The sequence below is a fragment of the Pseudoblastomonas marina genome (assembly GCF_034374265.1).
GTDB lineage: Bacteria > Pseudomonadota > Alphaproteobacteria > Sphingomonadales > Sphingomonadaceae > Alteriqipengyuania_A > Alteriqipengyuania_A marina.
The window spans coordinates 1,156,561-1,180,046 of record NZ_CP139718.1 but is presented as its reverse complement, the minus strand read 5'-3'; the positions used below and the strand labels follow the sequence as shown (position 1 = coordinate 1,180,046).

The following is a 23,486-nucleotide window of genomic DNA, read 5'->3' as shown; positions in this document are numbered from 1 at the left end:
CGCCTTACCCCCTTGAAACACGACCGAGGGGCTAGCCGCTTAAGCTTTATTTTTTGTTAAACGCGGCGGGAATCCGCGGTTATTTGAGCAGGCCGATCTCGCGCAAGCGCTGCTTCAGATAGTCGTCGGCGGTGATGCTTTCCGGGTAGCGATCGGGATTTTCAGCCGAAATGCACTGCGGCAGCGTTTCGAAGCGGTAGTCGCTGCGCAGGTGGAGGAAGAACGGCATCGAATAGCGGCTGTGCTTGGCGCGCTCGCCCGAGGGGTTGAGCACCCGATGGGTGGTCGAAGGCAGGTAATGGTTGGTCAACCGCTGGAGCATATCGCCGACATTGATCGCGAGCGCGCCGTCGGGCGGCGACACGTCGAGCCATTCTCCGGCGCGGGTCTTGAGCTGGAGCCCGGCTTCTTCGGCACCGAGGAGCAGGGTGATCAGGTTGATGTCCTCATGCGCACCGGCGCGGATCGCGCCTTCCTCGGCATCGTCGCCGAGTGGCGGATAATGCAGCAGGCGCATCACCGAATTGCCGTCCTCGATCGGGCCGTCGAACCAGTTTTCCTCGAGGCCGAGATAGACCGCGATCCGCGACAGGATCTTCGCCCCGGTCTCGTCGAACGCGGCGAAGAGTTCTTCCATCGTCTCGCGAAAGCCGGTGGGCGCGTCGGGCCAGATATTGTTGGGCTGGCTGTCGGCCAGCGGGTGGCCTTCGGGCAGGTCGCGGCCGACATGCCAGAATTCCTTGAGGTCGTGTGCCTTCGCATCCTTGGCGATCTCGGTCCCGAACGGGGTGTAGCCCCGCGCACCGGCCATGCCTTCGAGGTGATAGCGGTGTTTCTCCTCGCGCGGGAGGGCGAAGAACTCGGCGGTCAGCTTCCAGGCGCGATCGATCAGGTCGGAATCGATCCCGTGATCCTTGACCATCGCGAAGCCGAAGGTGCGGAAGCTGTCGCCGATATCCTGCGAGAACTGGCCGGCGGGGGCCTCGAGCGAGAGGACGGGAAGGGTTTCGAGCGGCATTGGCAAAGTCCGATTCAACTGGTTATGGCGCGCCCCATAGCACCCCGGAGAGAAATTTCATGAGCAATCTGCCCGAAAATCCCCGCTACTGGCTGATGAAGTCCGAGCCGTTCAAATACGGCTGGGACGACCTGGTCGCGGAAAAGGAGGGCACCTGGGACGGGGTGCGCAACTATCGCGCCCGCAACAACCTCGCCGCCATGCGCGTCGGCGAGCAGGCGTTCTTCTACCACTCGCGCGAGGGGCTGGAAATCGTTGGCATCTGCGAGATCAGCGTTGCCGACATCCTCGACCCGACCGACGAGACCGGGAAATGGGCGGCGGTGAAGGTCGTGCCCAAGACCAAGCTGCCCAAGCCGGTAACGCTAAAGCAGATCAAGGCCGAACCCAGTCTAGCCGATTGCGAACTGGTGAAGCTTTCGCGGCTCTCGGTCGCGGAAATCACCCCAGAGGAATGGTCGATCATCTGCGGAATGGCCGGCATCTGATCGCACGGTCGCATGCGAGTCTCGGTTCGTCGCCGGAGCGGAAACGCGTTCTCCGGTCGCCCGTTTTCTTTTCACAATGCGGCAATCAAGCCGTTGAAGCTGAAAGGAAATTCTAATGGGTGAACTGAAAGAGAAGATCAAGGGCAACGCCAACGAAGCGGCTGGCGAAATCAAGCAGCAGTCGAACGATCCCGAGACCCGCTCCGAAGGGCGCGAGCAGGAAGCCAAGGGCAAGGCCCAGCAGTTCAAGGGCGAAGTCGAAGGCAAGCTCGGCAACGACATCTGATCGCACTGCGATCGACAGGAAAAGGCCGCTCCGGAAACCGGGGCGGCCTTTTCTATGCCCGGCTGCGCAGCGTGCTGAGCTTCAAACCCGAGGCGGCGAGGTTCTCGATTTCGGTGCGACAATGGATCAGTCGTAGGCCAGAGCGCCCAGCCGCTTCCTTGATCGCCGCATCGAATCCGGCATTGTCGTCCGCGGTCGCGGTCCATGCGCCGAAGGCCTCGCCGAACCTGGCGAAGTCGGGATTGGCGAGCGTGGTACCCGAGACCCGCGCTGGGTAGTCGCGTTCCTGGTGCATGCGGATGGTGCCGTAGACCCCGTTGTCGATCACGAGCACGAGCAGGTCGAGATCGAGCGCGGCAGCGGTCGCGAGTTCCTGTCCGTTCATCAGGAAATCGCCATCGCCCGCGACCGCGACCACGCTGCGGTCGGGGAAACGCCGCGCGGCGGCGACGGCGGCGGGGACGCCGTACCCCATCGCACCCGCGGTCGGAGCAAGCTGTGAGGGGTAGCCTTCATACGGCCAGTAGCGGTGCCACCAGCCCGAGAAATTGCCGGCCCCGTTGCAGATGATCGCATCGGCAGGCAGCAGCTCGCGCATCGTTTTGACGGCGAGCGCGAGGTCGAGCCCGCTCGTCCCGCTGGCCTGCGGAGTGGACCAGTCGATCCACTCGCGATGCGCCTCGGCCCCGGCGTCGAAATCGATCACCTCGTCGGCCAACAGCGCGGCGCTTTCGGAAAACTCCGCCATGTCGGCACAGATCGCGAGGTCGGCCCGGTAGACCCGGCCGAGTTCTTCCGGATCGGGGTGGACATGGACCAGCGTCTGGTCGGGATGGTCGGGGGTGAGAAGTTCGTAGCCGTCGGTCGTCGCCTCGCCGAGTCGCGCCCCGACCGCGATCACGAGATCTGCTGCGCGGACCCGCTCGATCAGCTTGGGATTGGGGCCGTAGCCGAGATTGCCCGCCCACACGCTGCTCGAATTGGGCACCGCATCCTGCCGGCGGAAGGCCCCCGCAACGGGCAGCCCGACCGCTTCGGCGAAAGCGGTGAAGTGATCGCGCGCCTTGGCATTCCAGCCGGCGCCGCCGACGATCGCGATCGGCGCGACGGCGTCGCCGAGCATAGCCATCAGCGCACCCATAGCGTCGGGGCAGGCGGCCTGCGCGGGGCGGACGACTTGCGGGCGAGGGGAGATCCCGTCGATCTCCTCGCGCAGCATGTCTTCGGGGAGGGCGAGCACGACCGGTCCGGGCCGTCCGGCGATCGCGACCGACCATGCACGCGCGACATATTCGGGAATGCGCGCCGCATCGTCGATCCGCGCCGCCCATTTGCACATCGGTCCGAACACGGCCTGGAAATCGAGCTCCTGGAAGCCCTCGCGATCCTTCATCCCGCGATCGACGTCGCCGACGAACAGGATCATCGGCTGCGAATCCTGGTGTGCGACATGGACCCCGATGCTGGCATTGGTCGCGCCCGGGCCGCGGGTCACGAAGCACACGCCCGGTCGCCCGGTCATTGCGCCGTCGGCGCAGGCCATGAACGCTGCGCCGCCTTCCTGGCGGCACACCACGGTGTCGATCGCGGGCACATCGTGGAGCCCGTCGAGCACGGCGAGGAAGCTTTCGCCGGGGACGGTGAAGATCCGGTCGCAGCCCTGTTCGAGGAGGCAATCGACCAATAGGCGGCCGGCGAGTTTGGAATGTTCTGTCATGGGACGCATGCTCTAGCGATCCGGCGGAACGGTGCAATTGCGAAGCAGACTGTCCCAAGCCTGTGCAGTTCGAAAATACATGGTTAACGCGGGAGCCACATGGTTACCGAAGCGTTAACAGCCCCGACATGAGAAGAGCACTGGTCCTTACCGACGAGGGTGCACGGCACCCGTTCCGGATGTCGCTGCCCCGCCATGTCACCCGCATTCCGGTACCGCCGCAGACGACGGCAACACGACCGTGGATCACGCGGCAGGATGCGCGGACCTTCGTCCACTTCTACGTCGCCTGCTTCGTCGCGACGCTGCTCTACATTTCCTGAGCGGGCGGCGCCTCGGCGGCGATTTCGGCCTTGTAGAGGATCGCGCCGAGCCACGCCGAGACCAGGCACATCGCCGCGCTCAGCAAGACCTGCTCGACGATCGGGACCCCGGCCGCACTGAGGCCGATCGCGACCAGCGAGCCCACCGCCATCGCCAGCGCGTTGACGATATTGTTCGCGGCGATCGTGCGCGCGGCCTGCGAGGTTTCCACGAAGGTCGTGAGGAAGGCGTAGAGCGGGACCACGAACATCCCGCCCGCCACCGCGATGCCGAGCAGCGCGAGCATCAGCGGGATCGCCATGCGCTGATGGACGAAGCCTTCGGCATCGAGCAGCGCGCCGCCTTCGAGCGGCTGCCACAGCTGGCAGACGAAATAGAAGATCACCACGAAACCGCCCATCGCGATCACCGACATCGGCGAATAGCGTGCCGAGACCTTGCCCTTGAGCAGCGCGTTGATCGAGACCGATCCGATCGCGACCCCGATCGAGAAGATCACGAGGAACAGGCTCGCCACCTCCTTGCTCGCGGTGAGCACGTTCTTGGCCAGCGGCGGGAACTGGATGAACAGCACGGTGCCGATCGTCCAGAAGAAGCTGATCGCCACGATGGCGAGAAACACGCGCTTGTCGACCAGCGTGTCGCCGATCAGCCTTTTCGAGGCGCGCCACACGTTCCAGTCGAGCTTTTCCGGTTCCATCAGCGGCGGCGCTTCGGGCACTTGCCGCCCGGCGACGTAGCCGATCACCGCGGTCGCGATCGTCGCGATGGCCGCTACCTCGACCGGGATCCAGCCAGCGAGGATCGTGCCGAACAGGATCGCGATATAGGTCCCCGCCTCGACCAGCCCGGTACCCGCGAGTACTTCTTCCTTGTGCAGGTGCTGGGGCAGGATCGCGTATTTGATCGGCCCGAAGAAGGTGGAATGCATGCCGAGCGCGAACAGCGCGGCGAGCATCAGCGGGATCGCGAACAGGTCGATCGCGATGCCCTGCCACGCCATCAGCAGCCCGGCGCCGCCGATCAGCATGATGCCGATCTCGCACAGCTTCACGATGCGGATGATCTTCGCCTTGTCGCGCATGTCGGCAAGCTGGCCGGAGAGCGCGGAGAAGAGGAAGAACGGGATGATGAAGATACCCGAGGCGAGGGCGGAGAAGCTCGCCTCGGCACTTTCGGAATTGTAGATGCTGTAGACGACGAACAGCACCATCGCGTTCTTGTAGAGATTGTCGTTGAAGGCACCGAGCAATTGGGTGACGAAAAGCGGGGCGAACCGCCGTGTCCGCACGAGGTGCGTGGATGTCGTCATGTCGCTTCCCGGTAGCCCCTTGGTGCCGCCGTCCGTAACGGTTCAAGCCTGCAGCACAAGGCTTTTGCAGCGTCGATCCCCCTGTTAAGGCGGACGCGGAAAGACCAGGGGATCGTCCGCGCGCCATGCTCAACCTGCCCAATATCCTGACGCTGACGCGGATCGTGATGGTGCCGCTGCTGGTGGCGCTGATGTGGTGGCCCAACTGGACCACGGGCTACCTGTTCGCCTTCGCGCTTTACTCGCTGATGGCGCTGACCGATTATTTCGACGGCTATCTCGCCCGCTCGAGCGGGACGGTATCGAAGCTCGGCCAGTTCCTCGATCCGATCGCCGACAAGATCATGGTCGCCGCGGTCATCCTCACGCTGGCGGCGCAGGGCGTGCTGCGCGGGCCGTACGTGGGCGACGCGCATGTCGTTGCGGGGCTGATCATCCTGATCCGCGAGATCGCGGTCTCGGGCCTGCGCGAATTCCTCGGCCCGCTGAAGATCTCGATGCCCGTCAGCCGCCTCGCCAAGTGGAAGACGACCTTCCAGCTGCTGGCGCTCGGCTCGCTGATCCTCGGGCGCGGCCTACCCGAATGGACGGTGATGCTGGGCGAACTCGAAGCCAACGTGCCGCACACGGTCGGCCTCGCCACGCTGTGGGCGGCGGCGCTGCTCACGGTCGTCACCGGCTGGGACTACCTCCGCGTCGGCCTCAAGCACATGGATTGATGGACCGCCGACCGGGGGTGTTTGCAAAACTTCGCCGTTCGAGAAACCCAAGCGATTGCAGTCGCTTGCGCGCGTTCTTGCGGGCGCGGGTGTAACCTTAGCCGCGACCGTCTCCGCGCCCGCGTGGCGAAGGCGAGGCGAGGCTGAGGGCCGACAGAGAAAGAGGATCGATGCCATCGCGCGATGATGGCAGCTTGCGACGATGTAGGAAAATACGCTCGATCGCGGCTGGTGGGAGGGAAGCGGACTTCAGGTCGCGCGCAATTGCGGTGCAGCGTCGGCGATCACGCGAACGGCGGAGCGAAGGAAGATCAACGCCATCACACCACCAATCGCGATGTCGGGCCAAGGCGAGGCGAACCACCAGACAAGCGCAGCGGCGAGCAGCACGCCGCAATTATTGATCAGGTCGTTCCTCGAGCATTCCCAAGTGCTCGCCATGTTGACGTCCTGGTGCCGGAATCGGGTGAGGAGGCGGAAACACACGAGGTTGGCGGCGAGCGCCAAGGTGCCAAACGCCACCATCAGCGTCGAGGACGGCGGCACGCCGCTCTCGATCTTGAGCGCCACGTTGACCGCGATCCCGAGCCCGAGGCATAGAATCACCACCCCTTTGAGCATCGCTGCCCCCGCCTTCCAACGATCCGAGCGCGCGAGGGCATAGATGCTAACCGCGTAAACCACCGCATCGCCCAGCATGTCGGAGGCATCGGCCATCAGCGCGGTGGACCCGGCGATCACGCCGGCGCCGAATTCGAGCACGAACATCACGGCGTTGATGGCGAGGACGACCACGAGCACGCGCCGCTGCTCGCGCTGGCGGGCAAGCTTTTCAAGTTCGGTGGACTTGGCGGAACAGCAATCGGCCGACATGCAGGCTATGTGGTTGCGACAGTGGATGTCCGCAACCGGTTCGTTAGCGGTCGGTCCGCTCCTGGCACATCGCTAGCTCGGCGAAAGCGTCGCAAAATGGTTGGGAAAGCACCCGGTCCGCTTTCAGGATCAAAGCCGCGAAAGCCGCCGTCGGAAGGCTCGACAGCAACACGCTCATGTATCGCCATTCCCCCTCGCTTGCTGGTCCCTTCTAGCAATGCCTCTATCGGAATTGTCGAGACTAGCATCAAAACTCTTTTAGTGATGCGACCAAGTGGGAATAAAACTCAATCAACCAAGGAAAATCGGATCAAAGATTCTAATTCTCAGATCAAACTGAGCCACTATTCGCTCGAATATCCATTTTACGTGGTCAGATAAGCCACATATCCTGCGTAAAGAACTAGGAATAAACCGCCCTCCCACCGCTTAAGCGTCCATCCGGTGCGTAGGAATAGTCCAAGCAGTGCCGTCGTGCCTAGGAGCACCCATATGTCGAAGGAAGCGATTTCCGTCGGGATCGCAATCGGTTGAACGATCGCAGTAACACCAAGAATGCCAAGCACGTTGTAGATGTTCGAGCCAATAATATTGCCCAGCACGACATCTGAGTGACGACGCAAAGCTGCAACCACACAAGCTACGAGTTCGGGCAGCGAGGTGCCTACCGCGACCACGGTCAGTCCAATTACGGTCTCGGCCACCCCGAGGTTACGCGCTATCTCGATGGCTCCGTCGACGAGCAATCGCGCACCGACAATGGTGCCGACGATCCCCGTTAGAGCGAGGCAGAGTCCGACGAGCAGGCTCATTCCGGGAGAGGTTGCATCCACTGCGAGATGCTCGTGCATTTCCGCGCCTTCGTCAGGACTCTTCCTTTCGCTGCGATAGGCCCAGACGATGTACCCTACGAGCAGCGCCAGCAAGCCGATGCCCACTGGACGGCTGAGGAAACCGAACAGCACTGCTGCCAGACAGGCAAGCGTGGCTGCCGCCAGCGCCAGCCCGTCGCGCCGAAATGCCGCCGGACTGACCGCCAGCGGCAGGATCAGCGCCGAAACGCCCAGAATTAGAAGAATGTTCGCAATGTTGGAGCCGACGATATTGCCCACCGCGATACCGGGCGCTCCGTCCATCGCGGCGAACAGGCTGGTAACCAGCTCGGGGGTCGAGGTGCCGAACCCGACAATCGTGAGACCGGCAAGCAGAGGGGAAACACCAAGCCGGGAGGCAACGCCAACGGCTCCCCGGACGAGTATGTCGCCACCCACGGCGAGCAAAACGAGACCCAGAATGACAAGCAGGATCGTCATAGACCAGTTCCGAAAATGAGGTTTGCTCCCAATCGCATCGCCGCCAATATGCTCGCGGCGGCCGTCGCAATGGCCGCTCGTGCATTCAGGACACGGGATCGATTGAAGGCGACGACCAGCCGGTTGAAATCGGCATGATCGAGAATTTCTTCCCGGGAAACCCGGCGCAGCCCTCTCTGGCTTGCTTGCCACCAGAAGAGTCCCGAAACCAAAGCCGCCATGACAATGGACAAGTCGAAAAGGATGAAAAACACAGGCATGAGCGAACCTCGAGGCACGTATCAGCCAGCCGTAGCGAAATGCGGGGAGGCTAGCCTAATGTCGAAGAGTTGGACCGACCAAGCTGACCGTTAATCGAAGAAATCGGACAAGACCGATCTCTTCTTCTTCGGACGCCGATCATCATAGCGCTTTTCATAGCGGTCATCCCGGTGCCGGTTGTGCCTGTCGTCATCACCCTGCAGCAGAGAGGCAGCCATTCCCATAAGTCCGCCCGCATTTCCCGCGCGACCCCAGGCTTTGTCACCTGTGACATCGCGTGCAGGCTGTGGAGCGGTGCGTTCGATGATCTTGTCCAGCTCCCCGCGATCGAGCCAGACACCGCGACAAGAGGGACAGAAATCGATTTCGACCCCGCCCCTATCGGACATCGACAAGCCGGTGCGGCACACCGGGCACAGCATCGAAGAGACAGCTTCTTCAGTACGCATGAATTTTCCTTCCTGACGTTGGCTCGACAGCCAACCATGTTCGGTATCCGCTCGGAAAGAAGCGCTGATCTGAGGCAAAAGGCAAAAAACCCCAAGATCAGCCCCCCTTCTGGGAGCGATCCGACATCACGGGCAATGCGATACATACATCATCCGCCAGAGGGGCCCGGCTCGCGAAAGCAGTATAGGCAGTCGGCCATCGGACTACAATCGAAACTGGGATAGCTGCGCAACAATTGCCGCGCGTGACCGATGAGTTCAACCAGTACCACTACCTCACCGATGGACGCAGAGTTGTCACCCGAGGCGGAATACGAAGCTGCATTCGGCTGAAAAGCGTGGGCTGAGCCAACGGCAGTTATCGGGAAACGGGAGAGGCCATCCAATGACCGCTTCCGGGTCGCTAGCCGACGGTCCGCTTCTCGAGGGCATAGCGGCGAAAGCTGCCGTCGTTCAGCCCGCGCGCAATTCCTCGGCCAGCAACCTGAATTCGTCGCCGCGCGGCGAACCCTTGCGCCAGACCAGTGCGATTTCGCGGTTGGGAGTGTCCGACTTGAGCGGGCGCGCGATCACGCTGGTGCCTTCGAGGATTCCCGCATCGAGCGCCATTTCGGGCAGCATCGTGACGCCGAGACCGTTGTCGACCATCTGCACCAGCGTGTGCAGGCTGGTGCCGATCATCGTCGCCGACGCGCGCAGTTCGGGGCGGTTGCAGGCGGCCAGCGCGTGGTCCTTGAGGCAATGGCCGTCCTCGAGCAGCAGCAACCGGCCCTCGTCGATGAATTCGGGCTTGATGATCTCGGGCGGCTCGCGCGGATCGTCGCCGGGGAAGGCGACGTAGAGCGCGTCGAGCTCGATGATCTCCTGCTCGGTCTCGCCGGTGGGGTAGGGGAGCGCGAGCAGCACGCAATCGGCCCGTCCGTGATGGAGCGATTCGATCGCGTCGGCGCTGGTTTCCTCGCGCAGGAACAGGCTGAGCTCGGGGCGTTCGCGGCGCAGGCGCGGGAGCATGCGCGGCAACAGGAACGGCGCGATCGTGGGAATCACGCTCATGTGGATCTGCCCCGACAGCGGCTTGCCGCTGGCCTGGACGAGATCGGACAGTTCCTCCGCCTCGCGCAGCACGCGATGTGCCTTGGCGACGATCTGCTCGCCGAGCGGGGTGAAGCGGGTCGAGCGCCGCGTGCGTTCGACCAGCGTCACCTCGAGCGCGGTCTCGAGATCGCGCAGGCCCGCCGACAGCGTCGACTGCGAGACCGAGCAGGCATCGGCCGCGCGGCCGAAATGGCCGTGCTCGTGCAGGGCGACGAGATATTGCAGCTGGCGCAGGGTCGGCAGGTGAATCGTCATGCGACGGCGCTATTCGACCCGCAGGCGGACGGCAAGTGTTGCACCTTCCTTCCCCGGCACTTGCCGCGTCGAGGAAGGGGTCAGCCCTGCGGGCCCTCCGGCGGTGCATCGCTGATCTTGCTCATCTTTAGCCGACCGTTCTCGACCGCGAAGCCGGTCCGGCCCTCGACCAGTTCGAGCGCGTCGCGGCCGAACACCTCGAACCGCCAGCCCTCGAGGATCGGCAGGTCCTTGCGCTGCCCGGCGGCGAGCGCCTCGAGCTCGTCCGACTTGGTCAGCAGGCGCGAGGCGACGTCGATTTCGCGCGAGCGGATCTTGAGCAGCAGCTTGAGCAGGTCGGCGACCAGCGCGCCTTCCTTGCCCAGCGGGGCCCCGACCTTGCGCTTGGGGCGTTCGTCCTCGGGCAGCGGCTGGGCGCCGGCCAGCGTCTTCATCAACCGCTTGCCGATCTCGTTCTCGGCCCAGGTCTTGGACAGGCCGCGCACCTTGGCGAGATCCTTCTGGGTCTTGGGCGGGTGGCTGGCGAGGTCGGCAATGGTCTCGTCGCGCGCGATGCGTCCGCGCGGGATGTCCTTGTCCTGCGCCTCGCGCTCGCGCCATGCGGCCAGCGCCTTCAGCCGGCCCAGCACGGAGGGGTTGCGCCCGCTGGCGCGCACCCGCTTCCAGCTCTGCTCGGGGTCGACCGCGTAATTGTCCGGATCGGCGAGCTTTTCCATCTCCTGGTTGAGCCACGCGCCACGTCCGGTCTTGACCAGCTTCTCGAGCATCATCGGGAAGATCTTGGCGAGATAGGTGACGTCGCCGATCGCGTATTCGAGCTGGCGGTCGGTCAGCGGACGGCGGCTCCAGTCGGTGAAGCGCGCGCCCTTGTCGACCGTCTTGCCGAGCCAGCTTTCAACGAGGTTGGCATAGCCGATCTGTTCGGACTGGCTGATCGCCATCATCGCGATCTGGGTGTCGAAGATCGGCTGCGGGGTGCCGCCGGTGAGGTTGTAGAAGATTTCCACGTCCTGCCCGCCGGCATGGAAGACCTTGAGCACCTCGTCGTTCTCGCACAGCAGGTCGAGCATCGGGGTGAGGTCGATCCCGTCGGCGAGCGGATCGACCGCCGCGGCCTCTTCCTCGTTGCCGAGCTGCACGAGGCACAGGAGCGGGTAATAGGTGTTCTCGCGCATGAATTCGGTGTCGACCGCGACGAAATCGTGCTCGGCGAGCCGCTTGCAGAGCTTCGCGAGTTCTTCGGTGGTGGTGATGAGGGGGTGTATCTTCATTTTGTCCTTCACTCGTGTGGACGGTTCACCGCCCGGCGGGGTCACGCAGCTTGACAAAAGCCGTCGCTTCCCCTGTTGACGCGCGCGCAAAGCGCCTATGCGCCATTCCAAGAAATTCGCGCGCCTCTAGCGCCATATCGTCCGAAATGGGAAGAGTCCTCATGCACGCCTATCGTACCCACAATTGTGCCGCGCTGACCAAGGCCGACGTCGATGCCACCGTTCGCCTGTCGGGCTGGGTGCACAACAAGCGCGACCATGGCGGCGTGCTGTTCGTCGACCTGCGCGACCATTACGGGATCACCCAGATCGTCGCCGACGAGGACAGCCCCGCGCTGCCCGTGCTCGACAAGATCAAGCTGGAATCGGTCGTCACGATCGACGGCGTGGTGAAGGCGCGCGCCGATGCGGCGGTGAACCCCAACCTTCCGACCGGCGAGATCGAGGTGTTCGCGCGCGACGTGACCGTGCAGAGCCGCGCCGACGACCTCCCGCTGATCGTCAATTCGGCGGAGGACTATCCCGAGGAAACGCGGCTCAAATACCGCTTCGTCGACCTGCGGCGCGAGCGGGTTCACGCGAACATCATGCTGCGCAACCAGGTCATCACCAGCCTGCGCCGGCGCATGATCGACCAGGGCTTTTCCGAATTCCAGACCCCGATCCTCGGCGCTTCGAGCCCCGAGGGCGCGCGCGACTACCTCGTGCCGAGCCGCCTCCACCCGGGCCGTTTCTACGCGCTCCCCCAGGCGCCGCAGATGTTCAAGCAGCTGCTGATGGTCGCCGGGTTCGACCGCTATTTCCAGATCGCGCCGTGCTTCCGCGACGAGGACCTGCGCGCCGATCGCAGTCCCGAATTCTACCAGCTCGACTTCGAGATGAGCTTCGTCACGCAGGAAGACGTGTTCCAGGCATTGGAGCCGGTGCTCGCGGGCGTGTTCGAGGAGTTCTCCGGCGGCAAGAGCGTGACCCCCGCGGGCGAATTCCCGCGCATCCCCTATGCCGAGGCGATGCTCAAATACGGCACCGACAAGCCCGACCTGCGCAACCCGCTGATCATTTCGGACGTCACGAGCCACTTCGAGAAATCGGGCTTCGGCCTGTTCGAGAAGATCGTCGGCGGCGGCGGGCGCGTCCGCGTGATCCCGGCACCGAACACCCATGAAAAGAGCCGCAAGTTCTTCGACGAGATGAACGACTGGGCGCGCCGCGAAGGTTTCGCCGGGCTAGGCTACGTCACCCGCAAGGGCGGCGAGTTCGGCGGCCCGATCGCCAAGAACCACGGCACCGAGGGCATGGAGAAACTCTATGCCGAGCTCGGCCTCGGCGAGAACGACGGGTTGTTCTTTGCCGCGGGCAAGGAAAAGGACGCCGCCAAGCTCGCCGGTGCCGCGCGCACCCGAGTGGGCGAGGAACTCGAGCTGATCGAGCAGGGCTGTTTCAAGTTCTGCTGGATCGTCGATTTCCCGATGTTCGAATACGACGAAGACCTGAAGCGCATCGATTTCAGCCACAACCCGTTTTCGATGCCGCAGGGCGAGATGGAAGCACTCGAAACCAAGGACCCGCTCGAAATCCTCGCCTGGCAGTACGACATCGTCTGCAACGGCTACGAGCTGTCCTCGGGCGCGATCCGGAACCACAAGCCCGAGATCATGTACAAGGCGTTCGAGATCGCCGGCTATTCGCAGGAAGAGGTCGACGCCAATTTCTCGGGAATGATCGAGGCCTTCAAGCTCGGCGCGCCGCCGCATGGCGGTTCGGCCCCTGGGATCGACCGCATCGTGATGCTGCTCGCCGACGAGCCCAATATCCGCGAAGTGATCGCCTTCCCGTTGAACCAGAAGGCGCAGGACCTGATGATGGGCGCGCCCAGCGTGGTCAGCCCCCGCCAGCTTCGCGACGTGCATATCCGCACGATCGACCCGCCCAAGGCAGACGATGCGGAAAAGGCGCGGGTCGACAATATCGGCGATTGATCTGCCCGAGAGGGTGCTTCCGTCGACGTGAAAAGGGCGCGGGATTCCTCCCGCGCCCTTTTCGTCGGAACAGGCGGTGCGCTCAGCTCTGCTGGTGCGCGATCACGTCTCCGAAGCGCTCGCCCTGGCGGATCTCGTCGTAGACCTGCTGGACGACCTGCCGCTCCTGGGCTTCGAGTTGGTCGCTTTCGAGCGCCTCGCTGAACTTCCTGGCGATGTAGTCCTCGCCTTCCTCGACGCGCTGGGCGGCGGCTTCGTCGTTTTCTTCGAAGGCGCTGGTGATGCTCGCCCACATCTGGTGGGCTTCGCCTGTCACGGTGCCCTTGGTAACTAGCTCCTCGCCCTGCTGTTCGAGCTGGGCGTTCATCTGGCGCAGCGTCTGTTCGCGCTGCTGGCAACGCTGGTTCAGCGCCTGCTCGAGCTGCGGACTGTCGGCTTTTTCGGCTGCCTTGCGATAGCCCTCGACAGAATCGAAGGTGGTGTCGGTGAGGCTCTTGAAAACGGTACTGGTCATGGTTTGCGTCCCTTCAGTCTGGAATACACCTAACCAACCGCTCAGACGCGCGGTGGGTCCGTGCTTCGCGGCGTCGGGACGCAAGCATGGCTCGCTTCAACCGGTCTCCTCGACAAACACGTACTCGTGCTGCGCGTCGAGCAGCTTCAGCGTGCGCCTGCCGTCCTGTTCGCCGATGACGAACGGGAAGCCGAAGAAGCCCGGGGTCATCATGATGATCGAGTCGGTCCCGTCGTCATTCGCCTTCGTACCGATCGCGGATCTGCCCGATGTCAGCGTAGCGTAGTAGGTATCGCCCTCGCGGCTGATCGTGAGCGGGCCGAGCTCGGGGCTGACATAGCGCGAGGCAAGCGCGGCAAGGGTTTCGGGATCGCCCTTCTCGACGATGCCCTCGCGAGCCTTTTCACGTGCTTCGGCACCCAGGCTGACCGCAGCGGCGAGGCTTTCCTCGGCCTCCTTGTTCCCGTCATAAAGCACTTCGAGCAGTTTGCGCTGGAACAGGCCCAGAAGGCCCTGTCCGGTGTCCGAATTGGTCAGCAGGACCGCTGCGACGCCATCTTCCGGAATGAACCAGAAGTTGCTCTTGAAGCCGATCAGGCTGCCACCGTGCATGTAGATCGACTTGCCGAGATTGGCCGATTCCATCAGCCCCATCCCGTACCAGCTGTCCTCGCCGGTCGCGACGTAGCGCTCGCGCCGCTTGAGCAGGTTTTCGGCCGAGACCAGATCTGTTCCGTCCTCCAGCGTGCCTTCGCGCAATTCGTTGAGCGCGTAGAGCGCCATGTCGTGCGCGGTCGACCAGGCCCCGCCGGCGGGGCGATAGGGATAGACCATGTAGTTCCAATCCATCGGCGCGGCCTGGACCTCGCCGGAAAAGCCACGAGCATGCGGCCGCGCCCAGTTGTCATCCATCGCCGCCGCGTAATCGAACGTCGTCCGCTCCATTCCGAGTGGTTCGAAGATGCGCTCGTCCATTGCGCGGTCGAAAGCGGCGCCGATTTCCATGTCGGGATAGAGGAGGTGGCCGCCGATATAGCCAGCCGCACTCGCCATCAGGTTGTTGTACTGGAACACCTCGCCGAACCCGCTGGTCGGCTCGGTCGCCGCGAGTTGGACGAAGGTATCGCTCGCGGGCGTCTCGCGGCTGGTGTTCATCACCCACTGCATGTCCTTGCGCGGCAGGCCGGTGCAGGCGCAGATCAGGTGTTCGACACGCACGCTGTCGGTCGTTTCGGCGCTGCCGAGCCGGAATTCGGGATAGACGTCTGTGACCTTCTGGTCCCAGCCGAGCTTGCCGTCATCGACCAGCGTGGCGAGCAGCAGTGTCGCCATGCCCTTGGTGTTCGACGCGACCATGAAGCTCGTATTTTCGTCGACGGGCTGGGCTCCGGCGCGCCCGGTGGTCCCTAGGCCGCCCTCCCACACGATCCGGTTGTCCTGCACCAGCGCCAGGCCGACTCCGGGGATCTCGAGCCCTTCCATCGCGCGGGTGACGTAGTCGGTCAGTTCCGCGATCCGTTCGGGGGTGAGTTGGTGCGCATCGCGGCCGGCGAAGCTTTCCCGCTCGTAGTCGGTCGGCCGGAGCGAACCGAATGCCTGGTTGATCTGCGCACCGCGCTTGGCGATCGTGGCCAGCGCACCGTTGATGAGCACGACCGTCCACGTATCGCCCTTGCGCAGGGCGACGCCCTGGACGGCGAGCTTCTCTTCGGGCGAGGTCTTGTAGTTCACCACCGTGATCTGGTCCCAGCCGTCGCGTGCGGGCGGTTCCTGCGCGATCAGCACCTCGCGGTCGAAGCCGGGATCGAGGCGCGACCAGGCCGCGGCGACGGCGGCTTCGCCATTTTCCGCCTCGTCCACGCCCAGCACCGCGGCGGTCGCATCGCCTTCGGGGGCGGTGAACACCAGGATTCCATCGCGCGCGTCGCGCATCCATCCGGGAATCGGTGCCATCTGCGCGCCCGTTCCGGTGTCGATCGCCTCGACCTGTTCCTGCGGAGCGGCCTCCTGCGCGACGAGCGGGAGGGGCGAAGCGGCGGCCAGCAGAACCGAACTAGCAAAGGCGAGGCGTTTCATGCGGTTGATCTCCCTGTCGTTTGTCGCGAGGTTACAGTGAATCCGTGGCAGGTCAATTTGACGGCGGGGCATCCCTGCCCCTTGCCTTGCGCGCCCTCGTTCATTAGGGCGCAAGGCAATTCAAAAACCCCTATTCAAGAGAAGGGCCGTACATGAGCGATACCGCCGACCGCGTGCAGAAGATTGTCGTCGAACATCTCGGCGTCGAAGCCGACAAGGTGACCCAGGAAGCCAGCTTCATCGATGATCTTGGTGCCGACAGCCTCGACATCGTCGAACTGGTGATGGCCTTCGAAGAGGAATTCGGTGTCGAAATCCCCGACGATGCGGCCGAAAAGATCACCACCGTCGGCGATGCCACCAAGTATATCGAAGAGCACAAGGGCTAAGCGCCTTTTCTGCCACTTACCGCGCGCTGACCGGCGACGCGGCCTGACAGGCCCGACCCCATCGCGGGCCGGGCCTGTTGTATTTCGGAGAATGTGAATGCGTCGAGTGGTCGTTACAGGGCTGGGACTCGTTACCCCGCTGGGAGGCGATGTCGAAACCTCGTGGAAGAACCTGATCGCGGGCAAGAGCGGGGCGGCGTCGATCACCCGCTTCGACACCGAAGGTCACAAGTGCACCATTGCCTGCGAGGTGAAGGACAAGGACCACGAATTCGGGTTCGATCCCGACAAGCGGGTCGATCACAAGGTCCAGCGCCAGGTCGATCCGTTCATCGTCTACGGGATCGACGCGGCCGGGCAGGCGCTCGAGGATGCCGGTCTCGAAGACATGGACGACGCGCTGAAGGAGCGCACCGGTTGCTCGATCGGTTCGGGCATCGGCGGCCTGCCGGGGATCGAGAGCGAGTCGATCGTGTTGCACGAGCGCGGTCCGGGCCGTGTGTCGCCGCACTTCGTCCATGGCCGCCTGATCAACCTCATCTCGGGCCAGGTCTCGATCAAGTACGGGCTGATGGGCCCCAACCACGCGGTGGTGACCGCCTGTTCGACCGGCGCGCATTCGATCGGCGACGCCGCGCGCATGATCAAGGACGGCGATGCCGACGTGATGCTGGCGGGCGGGGCCGAATCGACGGTCAATCCGCTCGGCGTGGCCGGTTTCGCGCAAGCGCGCGCGCTCAACACCAGCTACAACGACCGGCCGACCGAGGCGAGCCGCCCCTACGACAAGGACCGCGAAGGCTTCGTCATGGGCGAGGGCGCGGGGGTTCTCGTGCTCGAGGAATACGAACACGCCAAGGCGCGCGGCGCGAAGATCTACGCCGAAGTGGTCGGTTACGGCCTGTCGGGCGATGCCTATCACGTCACCGCACCGCATCCCGAAGGCAAGGGCGCCGAACTCGCCATGCGGATGGCGCTGAAGAAAGCAGGGATGGAGCCGGGCGATATCGACTACGTCAACGCCCACGGCACCTCGACCATGGCCGACACGATCGAACTCGCCGCGGTCAAGCGCGTGCTGGGCGACGATCTGGGCGGGGCTTCGATGAGCTCGACCAAGTCGGCGATCGGACACCTGCTCGGCGGCGCGGGCGCGGTCGAGGCGATCTTCTGCATCCTCGCCATGCGCGACCAGATCGTTCCGCCGACGCTCAACCTCGACAATCCGGACGAGGGGACCGAAGGCGTCGACCTGGTGCCGCACACCGCGAAGAAGCGTGAGGTGAAGGCGGTGCTCAACAACAGCTTCGGTTTCGGCGGGACCAATGCCTCGCTGGTGATGAAAGCGGTCGGGGACTGACACAATGAAGCGCCGCGGCGTCCTGTTCGGCTTCGCATTGCTGGCCGCGGGCCTGGCCCTGCTGGGCTTCCTCCTGCTGCCCTGGTACGCGGACGGCCCGCTCGACGAGGATCGCAACTTCGTCGTGCCCCAAGGCTCGAGCCTCGCGAGTGTCGCCCAAAAGATGGAGGAGGAGGGCTTGCTCTCCTCCGCCGACGGCTTCCTGCTGCGGGCCAAGTTCCTCGGCGGCAACGCCCCGATCAAGGCGGGCGAGTTCTCCTTTCCCGCCGGGGCCAGCCCGGCGCGCCTGCTCCAGCTGATGCAGGACGGCGACGTGATCAATCGCATGATCACGATCCCCGAGGGGCTGCCCTCGATCCTCGTGTACGAGCGGCTGATGGCGAACCCGCTGCTGGTGGGCGAGATCGACGTGCCCGAAGACGGCACGATCCTGCCGCAGACCTACAGTTTCGAACGCGGCGAGCCGCGCGCCGACGTCGTCCGGCGGATGCAGGCCGCGATGCGCCGGGTGCTGGCCGAGGAATGGGAGAAACGCGGCACCGACCTGGCGGTCGCGACCCCCGAGGAAGCGCTGGTCCTCGCCTCGATCGTCGAGAAGGAAACCGGCGTGCCCTCCGAGCGGCGGATGGTCGCGGGGCTTTATTCGAACCGCCTCAAGCAGGGGATCCGCCTGCAGGCCGATCCGACGATCATCTACCCGATCACGCGCGGCAAGCCATTGGGGCGCCGGATCCTCCAGTCGGAGATCGACGCGGTCAACGATTACAACACCTATTCGATGGTCGGGCTGCCCAAGGGGCCGATCACCAATCCCGGTCGCGAATCGATCGCCGCGGTGCTCAATCCGGCGCAAACCGATGCGGTCTACATGGTCGCCGACGGCACCGGCGGTCACGTGTTCGCGTCGACATACGAAGAGCACCGGGCCAATGTGGAAAAATGGTTTGCCATCAGGAGGGCACGTGGAGAACTCTGACGACGCACCGTTGATCATGACCGCGCAATTGTCGCGCGATGTCGGTGCCTGGGCCACGGGCCTGCGGCGGGCGCATTTTCCGCGCAAGCAGAACTTTCTCGATGCGCATGTGACGCTGTTCCACGCGCTGCCGGCCTTCGCGCTCGAGGAAGTGAAGGGCTGCTGTGCGGTGCTCGCCGGCCAATACGGCCCGGTCGATGCCCGTGTGACCGGGGTCATGAACCTCGGCGGGGGGACCGCGATCAAGGTCGAGAGCGAGGGGATGGACCGGATTCGCGACGAATTGCAGAACCGCTTCCACGGCCTGCTGACCCAGCAGGACCAGGGCGGCAAGAAGCTCCATATCACGATCCAGAACAAGGTTTCGGACAATCGGGCGACAGCATTGCAGGAGGAACTCGAGGCGGTCTTCAAGCCGCGCGATTTCCAGTTCCCGGCGCTCGAACTGCACCGCTATCGCGGCGGTCCGTGGGAGCTTGTAAGGGGCTATCCGTTCCGCGGCCTTTCGCGCGCTTGACCGCGGGGCAAACGCGCCGTAAGTGCGCGCCTCGCCCGCCGGTTCCGAGACGATCGGGGCCGCCCGGCGCGCCCATGGGGCGGAGTAGCTCAGGTGGTTAGAGCAGCGGAATCATAATCCGCGTGTCGGGGGTTCGAGTCCCTCCTCCGCTACCAATTTTCCGATAATTTGACGCGAAATCCGGGTGGCTGGGGCCCGGGCAAATGGCGTTGGTCGATTGCCCGTTGCCCGGTGAATAACCGGGGCTAGGTCCGCCAGATGACCCGGATTCTGCTCGCTTTAATAGCGTTGTGCACATCGATTGGCGCCCAGGCCCAGGATCTCGTCGTCCGAGGCGATCGGCTTTTCCTCGCGATCGAGGTCGAGGGAACCGATACGGTCGCCCTGCTCGACAGCGGAGCCGAGCTGACGGTCATCAACCAGCCCCTTGCCGATGAAATCGGGCTTGGCGGCGGTGAGGAGGTCGCAGCCCGGGGAACCGGCGCGGCAACAACCACCGCGAGCCTCGTCGAAAGAGTGTGGCTCAATGCGCTCGGCCGCAAGATCGATCTCCCGCTGGTGGCGGTGATGGATCTGTCGGACATCGAGCGCCGCCTGGTGGGTTCGGCCGTACCTGTCATTCTTGGACGCGAGTTCTTCGACCAGGGGCCGCTTTGGATCGACATCGAGGGCGGTACGATCGAATGGCTCGCGGAAGGCGCCGCAACCGCCGGCGAACCGCTGCAGCTTGAAGCCGCGCACGGTATCGAGACGATCCCGGTGACGTTTGGCGAGAGCAACGTGGTTCGGGCCGATTTCGACCTCGGCAATGGGACCGGGCTCCTTGTCTCGCCGGCGCTGGCTCGCGATCTCGGTCTCGAGCCGGTGGGGGTCGAACCCGGGGGCGGCATAGGTGGCGGCGTGGGGCGCCTTGTGGTTCGCGTCCCGCAACTGACCATTGCCGGGAAAACCTTCCATAACGTGCGAGCTCACATATCCGAGAACCTGCAGGTCGCGGCGAATGTCGGTGTGGGCCTCCTTCGCAATTTCCTGATCGTCACGGACTTTCCGAACCGGCAGGTTTGGTTGCGTGAACGGGAGAAGAGCGAAAAGCCTCCCGTGGAAGTCATGGTGGTCGCGACCATGCATGGAGGCCATGCCGATAATCCGCGCTACTCCTATGAGGATTTCTACTCGCTGGTCGCGGCGTTCGCCCCCGACCTCGTGGGTACGGAGATCAGGCAGGAGGATCTCGACCGCGGCGAGGACTATCTCGCGCGCAACTATCCGCTCGAGATGCGCGAGCTTGCACTCCGCTATTCGGATCGCATCGTGGGTATCGACTGGTTGGGCGAAGATCTCGAGGGGCGCCCAGTCCCCGAGAATTACTGGCGCGACCTGAGTCCGATTACCCGCCTTCAACGTCAGCTTGCGCAGGACGATGCGCTGCGCTCACCCAAGGTCGAGGAAGCGCAGGCGCGCCAGCGGCGAATTCTAGAGGGCGCAACCGCAGCCTCGTTGAACGACGGGCAGTATGATCTCGCGACCTCGGCATATTATCTGGCGCTCGCCGAGTTGCTCGAAGGATCGCAGTTCGCCCGGCTGACTGAATTCTATGCGGAGAGAGACCGTCGGATCAGCCTGAACGCGATGGCTGCCGTAGCCCTTTTCCGCAGGACGAGACCGGGAGGCGGCGGGAGGATCCTCTTCGCGGTAGGTGCCGATCATCGCGGTCCGCTTGTTGACGCGCTTCGGCAGCAATTCGGCAACAATGTTCGCTTGGTGCCGGTTCGCTAAGAGGGATCGATCGGCTGCCTCGAGCGAACAAGCGAGCCCAATTCCGCGTGTCGGGGGGCGGGGCGCTCCTCCACTACCATTTCCAAACCTTCAGGCAGCAAATTCCCATCGCATTTTCGGTGCGGGGCCGAGTCGCTTGTATAACATAATCGCTGCGTGCAGCAATCAATAGCTGCACTGCGTAAAAACATTTATACAGATTATCGAAATATAATTCCGCAACGTTCTCCGCTTTCAATCAAAATATTAGCATTAAATAATGAGCTAGTGAATGGCGCTGCATGAATTGCTTGACTCCGGGTTATTCAAAATTAACCAATTGACGGCTGATTGGAATTAAGTGGTCGCTACCTCGGAAACGCTTAGTCGAGTATCCGACTTTGCGGGCGATTACTGGCGGCCGGGGTGGCGATTTCCAATGAACAGGGGGTTCTTTGGGTTCCAGAATGCCGCCCGCCCGAGGAGAGAAATCATGAGAAAATTGGTCTCAATCGCCGCCTCCGTTGCCCTGGCCGGCTCTGCATCGATCGTCGCGGTGCCCACGGCCGTTTCGGCACAGGGGGCGAGCACGCTGGTAGACGCATGCAAGCAATTCTATGACATTGCTGGTTATGAATCGATTGGAGACTGCGTCGGGTCAATTCGCAGCCAGGCACCGCGCACCTGCCGTGCGCTAGAAGGCACGCCGATCTATACCATCTTGGGCTTCCGCAACCGAGGTGATTGCGTGGCCTATATCCGCAACTTACAGAACGGTTGATCGGACATTTCTGTTGGGGGCGATCGGCAATCTCGGTCGCCCCCTGCGGAGCGCAGCAGCTGTTTGGTGATATGGGCAGCCAAGTCGCTTCTCCGCTACAAGTTGCCGGACCGGTAGCGGCCAAGGCCCCGCCTCCATCAATCGTAGACCGTCTCCAGCAGGAAGACCTTTCTCGCCATTAGGTCCTCGCCGACGGCGCGCGCCATGATTGCCGCCACGTCGCCGCGGGCGGCCTTGCCTTGCGGGTCGACATCGTCTCCCAGCCGAACATTGCCCGTTTCGCCCTCGTCGGTGAGCGCAACCGGGCGCACGATGGTGTATTCGAGTCCCGAGCGCTTCAGGTGCTCGTCGGCATCGTGCTTGGCTTCGAGATAGTGCGCGAGATCGGAATCGGGGTCGGGATCGCCGGCTCCGACCGAACTGAGCATCACGAAGCGTCGGACCCCCTTGCCGGCGGCGAGATCGATCAACCGCTTGGCCCCGTCGCGATCGACCTTGCGGGTCATCTCCTCGTCTGTGTCGCCGCCCGAACCCGCGGCGAACACGACGACGTCGGCATCCGCGCAGACATCGTCGGGCAGGTTCGTCAGGTCGGCTTCGCGCAGCTGCGTGTCCTCGGGCAGCACGCTCGTGTCGGAAGATGCTCGATGCATCGCGATCGGAGTGTGGCCGCCGTCATTGAGCTTGCGGACGATGCGGGCGCCGGTGTTGCCGGTCGCGCCGGCGATCAGGATATTCATACTGTCAGTCCCTGTTCGATTGGGTCGCGGCCCCGTGCGGGCCTGGTACGCCCCATCAATGGCCGACCGGACAAGAAGTTGCCGCATGTGCGGGCAGGCGGTGCGCGATTGCGGCGGGCCGTCCGGACCGTGTCCGCCCGGGATGGTGTGCGGGTCGGAGGGCGAGTTCCTTCGCCGCTTTCGATCCTCTGACCGTCCTCGCGCGCTGGAACGGGTCGGTTTCGTCGCCGGAAAGTCCGGCTTCGTCGCGGATCCGGCCTTTGGGCGACGATCGGACCGACCTTGGCTACGGGGGCGCGCCAAAACTGCGCCGAAATCCCATTGCGATTCCCGGAGCACCGAATTCCTCGGCGTTTCGAGAATCCGTGACGAATGCGTCACCAAGTTAGGGATTGATGAAATGAAGACTACTCTACTTGCGACCGCGATGTTCGTCGGTTCGCTCGGTTTTGCCGCACCCGCCTTCTGCCAGGACGCAGGAGCGTTCACCGGTCCGTGGGTCGCGGCCACCGCCGGTTACGACAATTTCGATGCCGGCACCGAAGAAGACAGCGAAGCGGAAGACGGCGCCGTCTATGGCCTCGCGTTCGGCTACGATTTCAACCTCGGCGGGCTGGTCGTCGGCGTCGAAGGCGAAGTGACCGAAAGTTCGGTCAGCGCCACCGGAACCGACATCCTCGAAGAGGGTGACGAACTGACCCTGTCCGTCGGCCGCGATCTCTATGCCGGCCTGCGTGTCGGCTTCCCGGTGTCGGACAAGGTGATGCTGTTTGCCAAGGGCGGCTATTCGAACCAGCGCATTTCGGCGACCTACACCCTCGACGACGAAACCGTCTCGGAAAGCGATACCGTCAATGGTTTCCGCCTCGGCGCGGGTGTCGAACTCGACCTGGGGCAGCCCTTCGCGCGCCTCGAATACCGTTACTCCGATTACGGGTCGTTTTCGGACACCGAACTGGAAACGAGCCGTCACCAGGTCATGCTGACCGCCGGCCTCCGCTTCTGAGGCAAACCCCGT

General features: G+C 63.7%; 25 protein-coding genes and 1 tRNA gene. 13 read left to right on the top strand and 13 right to left on the bottom strand.

Annotated features, from left to right (window positions below):
* Positions 1-79: 79 nt before the first annotated feature.
* Positions 80-1,018: an isopenicillin N synthase family dioxygenase gene (locus T8S45_RS05705; protein WP_322295004.1), complete on the bottom strand. Its 939-nt coding sequence runs from the start codon at positions 1,016-1,018 to the stop codon at positions 80-82.
* A gap of 59 nt (positions 1,019-1,077) precedes the next feature.
* Here T8S45_RS05705 and T8S45_RS05700 point away from each other — a divergent pair, with 59 nt between their 5' ends.
* Positions 1,078-1,506 (top strand): EVE domain-containing protein, encoded by a 429-nt coding sequence (locus T8S45_RS05700; RefSeq protein ID WP_322295003.1) that lies wholly within the window; start codon positions 1,078-1,080, stop codon positions 1,504-1,506.
* 115 nt (positions 1,507-1,621) lie between these two features.
* The gene (locus T8S45_RS05695; protein ID WP_188642036.1) at positions 1,622-1,792 is read left to right on the top strand and encodes a CsbD family protein; all 171 of its coding nucleotides are present in this window, start codon (positions 1,622-1,624) and stop codon (positions 1,790-1,792) included.
* 52 nt (positions 1,793-1,844) lie between these two features.
* Here the strand turns inward: T8S45_RS05695 and T8S45_RS05690 are convergent, their stop codons facing one another.
* Positions 1,845-3,509: a thiamine pyrophosphate-dependent enzyme gene (locus T8S45_RS05690; RefSeq protein WP_322295002.1), complete on the bottom strand. Its 1,665-nt coding sequence runs from the start codon at positions 3,507-3,509 to the stop codon at positions 1,845-1,847.
* A gap of 128 nt (positions 3,510-3,637) precedes the next feature.
* On the opposite strand from T8S45_RS05690, the gene T8S45_RS05685 reads away from it, so the two are divergent.
* Positions 3,638-3,832, top strand: a complete 195-nt coding sequence (locus T8S45_RS05685; RefSeq protein ID WP_188642034.1) for a hypothetical protein — start codon at positions 3,638-3,640, stop codon at positions 3,830-3,832.
* Here T8S45_RS05685 and T8S45_RS05680 read toward each other — a convergent pair.
* A complete protein-coding gene (locus T8S45_RS05680) occupies positions 3,820-5,145 on the bottom strand; it encodes an MFS transporter (RefSeq protein WP_322295001.1) in 1,326 nt (441 codons plus the stop codon). The genes T8S45_RS05685 and T8S45_RS05680 overlap by 13 nt on opposite strands.
* Before the next feature lie 125 nt (positions 5,146-5,270).
* Here T8S45_RS05680 and pgsA point away from each other — a divergent pair, with 125 nt between their 5' ends.
* Positions 5,271-5,864, top strand: coding sequence for a CDP-diacylglycerol--glycerol-3-phosphate 3-phosphatidyltransferase (pgsA, locus tag T8S45_RS05675; protein WP_188642032.1), 594 nt, complete (start codon positions 5,271-5,273; stop codon positions 5,862-5,864).
* A gap of 249 nt (positions 5,865-6,113) precedes the next feature.
* On the opposite strand, the gene T8S45_RS05670 is transcribed toward pgsA, so the two are convergent.
* The 7 genes from T8S45_RS05670 to rnd all read right to left on the bottom strand — a co-directional run bounded on the left by T8S45_RS05670 (position 6,114) and on the right by rnd (position 11,381).
* Positions 6,114-6,737, bottom strand: coding sequence for a cation efflux transmembrane domain-containing protein (locus T8S45_RS05670; protein WP_322295000.1), 624 nt, complete (start codon positions 6,735-6,737; stop codon positions 6,114-6,116).
* 43 nt (positions 6,738-6,780) lie between these two features.
* The gene (locus tag T8S45_RS05665) at positions 6,781-6,915 is read right to left on the bottom strand and encodes a hypothetical protein (protein WP_322294999.1); all 135 of its coding nucleotides are present in this window, start codon (positions 6,913-6,915) and stop codon (positions 6,781-6,783) included.
* 187 nt (positions 6,916-7,102) lie between these two features.
* The gene (locus T8S45_RS05660) at positions 7,103-8,050 is read right to left on the bottom strand and encodes a calcium/sodium antiporter (protein WP_322294998.1); all 948 of its coding nucleotides are present in this window, start codon (positions 8,048-8,050) and stop codon (positions 7,103-7,105) included.
* Entirely contained in the window at positions 8,047-8,310 is a 264-nt protein-coding gene (locus T8S45_RS05655) for a hypothetical protein (protein ID WP_322294997.1), read from the bottom strand. The genes T8S45_RS05660 and T8S45_RS05655 overlap by 4 nt, the downstream gene beginning before the upstream one ends.
* Positions 8,311-8,400: 90 nt before the next feature.
* A complete protein-coding gene (locus T8S45_RS05650) occupies positions 8,401-8,760 on the bottom strand; it encodes a TFIIB-type zinc ribbon-containing protein (protein WP_322294996.1) in 360 nt (119 codons plus the stop codon).
* Positions 8,761-9,213: 453 nt separating this feature from the next.
* The gene (locus T8S45_RS05645) at positions 9,214-10,110 is read right to left on the bottom strand and encodes a hydrogen peroxide-inducible genes activator (RefSeq protein WP_188642026.1); all 897 of its coding nucleotides are present in this window, start codon (positions 10,108-10,110) and stop codon (positions 9,214-9,216) included.
* A gap of 80 nt (positions 10,111-10,190) precedes the next feature.
* Entirely contained in the window at positions 10,191-11,381 is a 1,191-nt protein-coding gene (gene rnd, locus T8S45_RS05640) for a ribonuclease D (RefSeq protein WP_188642025.1), read from the bottom strand.
* Positions 11,382-11,542: 161 nt separating this feature from the next.
* On the opposite strand from rnd, the gene aspS reads away from it, so the two are divergent.
* A complete protein-coding gene (aspS, locus tag T8S45_RS05635) occupies positions 11,543-13,360 on the top strand; it encodes an aspartate--tRNA ligase (protein ID WP_322295196.1) in 1,818 nt (605 codons plus the stop codon).
* An 82-nt stretch (positions 13,361-13,442) separates the two neighbouring features.
* On the opposite strand, the gene T8S45_RS05630 is transcribed toward aspS, so the two are convergent.
* Positions 13,443-13,874 (bottom strand): ferritin-like domain-containing protein, encoded by a 432-nt coding sequence (locus tag T8S45_RS05630; protein WP_322294995.1) that lies wholly within the window; start codon positions 13,872-13,874, stop codon positions 13,443-13,445.
* Between the two features lie 96 nt (positions 13,875-13,970).
* Positions 13,971-15,950, bottom strand: a complete 1,980-nt coding sequence (locus tag T8S45_RS05625) for a serine hydrolase domain-containing protein (protein ID WP_322294994.1) — start codon at positions 15,948-15,950, stop codon at positions 13,971-13,973.
* 152 nt (positions 15,951-16,102) lie between these two features.
* On the opposite strand from T8S45_RS05625, the gene T8S45_RS05620 reads away from it, so the two are divergent.
* From T8S45_RS05620 to T8S45_RS05590, 7 genes are all read left to right on the top strand, one after another.
* Positions 16,103-16,339, top strand: coding sequence for an acyl carrier protein (locus T8S45_RS05620; RefSeq protein WP_006834437.1), 237 nt, complete (start codon positions 16,103-16,105; stop codon positions 16,337-16,339).
* Positions 16,340-16,436: 97 nt separating this feature from the next.
* A complete protein-coding gene (gene fabF / locus T8S45_RS05615; RefSeq protein WP_188642022.1) occupies positions 16,437-17,699 on the top strand; it encodes a beta-ketoacyl-ACP synthase II in 1,263 nt (420 codons plus the stop codon).
* 4 nt (positions 17,700-17,703) lie between these two features.
* Positions 17,704-18,675, top strand: coding sequence for an endolytic transglycosylase MltG (gene mltG / locus T8S45_RS05610; protein WP_322294993.1), 972 nt, complete (start codon positions 17,704-17,706; stop codon positions 18,673-18,675).
* On the top strand, positions 18,662-19,192 hold the full coding sequence (locus T8S45_RS05605; RefSeq protein WP_322294992.1) for a 2'-5' RNA ligase family protein: 531 nt from the start codon (positions 18,662-18,664) through the stop codon (positions 19,190-19,192). Before mltG ends, T8S45_RS05605 begins: the two co-directional genes overlap by 14 nt.
* Positions 19,193-19,270: 78 nt before the next feature.
* A tRNA-Met gene (locus tag T8S45_RS05600) sits at positions 19,271-19,347 on the top strand.
* A 103-nt stretch (positions 19,348-19,450) separates the two neighbouring features.
* Positions 19,451-20,968 carry a retropepsin-like aspartic protease gene (locus T8S45_RS05595; RefSeq protein ID WP_322294991.1) on the top strand — a complete coding sequence of 506 codons (1,518 nt, stop codon included), beginning with the start codon at positions 19,451-19,453 and terminating at the stop codon, positions 20,966-20,968.
* A gap of 472 nt (positions 20,969-21,440) precedes the next feature.
* Positions 21,441-21,728 carry a hypothetical protein gene (locus T8S45_RS05590; protein WP_322294990.1) on the top strand — a complete coding sequence of 96 codons (288 nt, stop codon included), beginning with the start codon at positions 21,441-21,443 and terminating at the stop codon, positions 21,726-21,728.
* Positions 21,729-21,865: 137 nt separating this feature from the next.
* On the opposite strand, the gene T8S45_RS05585 is transcribed toward T8S45_RS05590, so the two are convergent.
* Positions 21,866-22,468 (bottom strand): SDR family oxidoreductase, encoded by a 603-nt coding sequence (locus T8S45_RS05585; RefSeq protein WP_322294989.1) that lies wholly within the window; start codon positions 22,466-22,468, stop codon positions 21,866-21,868.
* A 400-nt stretch (positions 22,469-22,868) separates the two neighbouring features.
* On the opposite strand from T8S45_RS05585, the gene T8S45_RS05580 reads away from it, so the two are divergent.
* Complete coding sequence (locus T8S45_RS05580; protein WP_322294988.1) at positions 22,869-23,474, top strand: outer membrane protein; 606 nt, start codon at positions 22,869-22,871, stop codon at positions 23,472-23,474.
* The last annotated feature ends 12 nt before the right edge of the window (positions 23,475-23,486 follow it).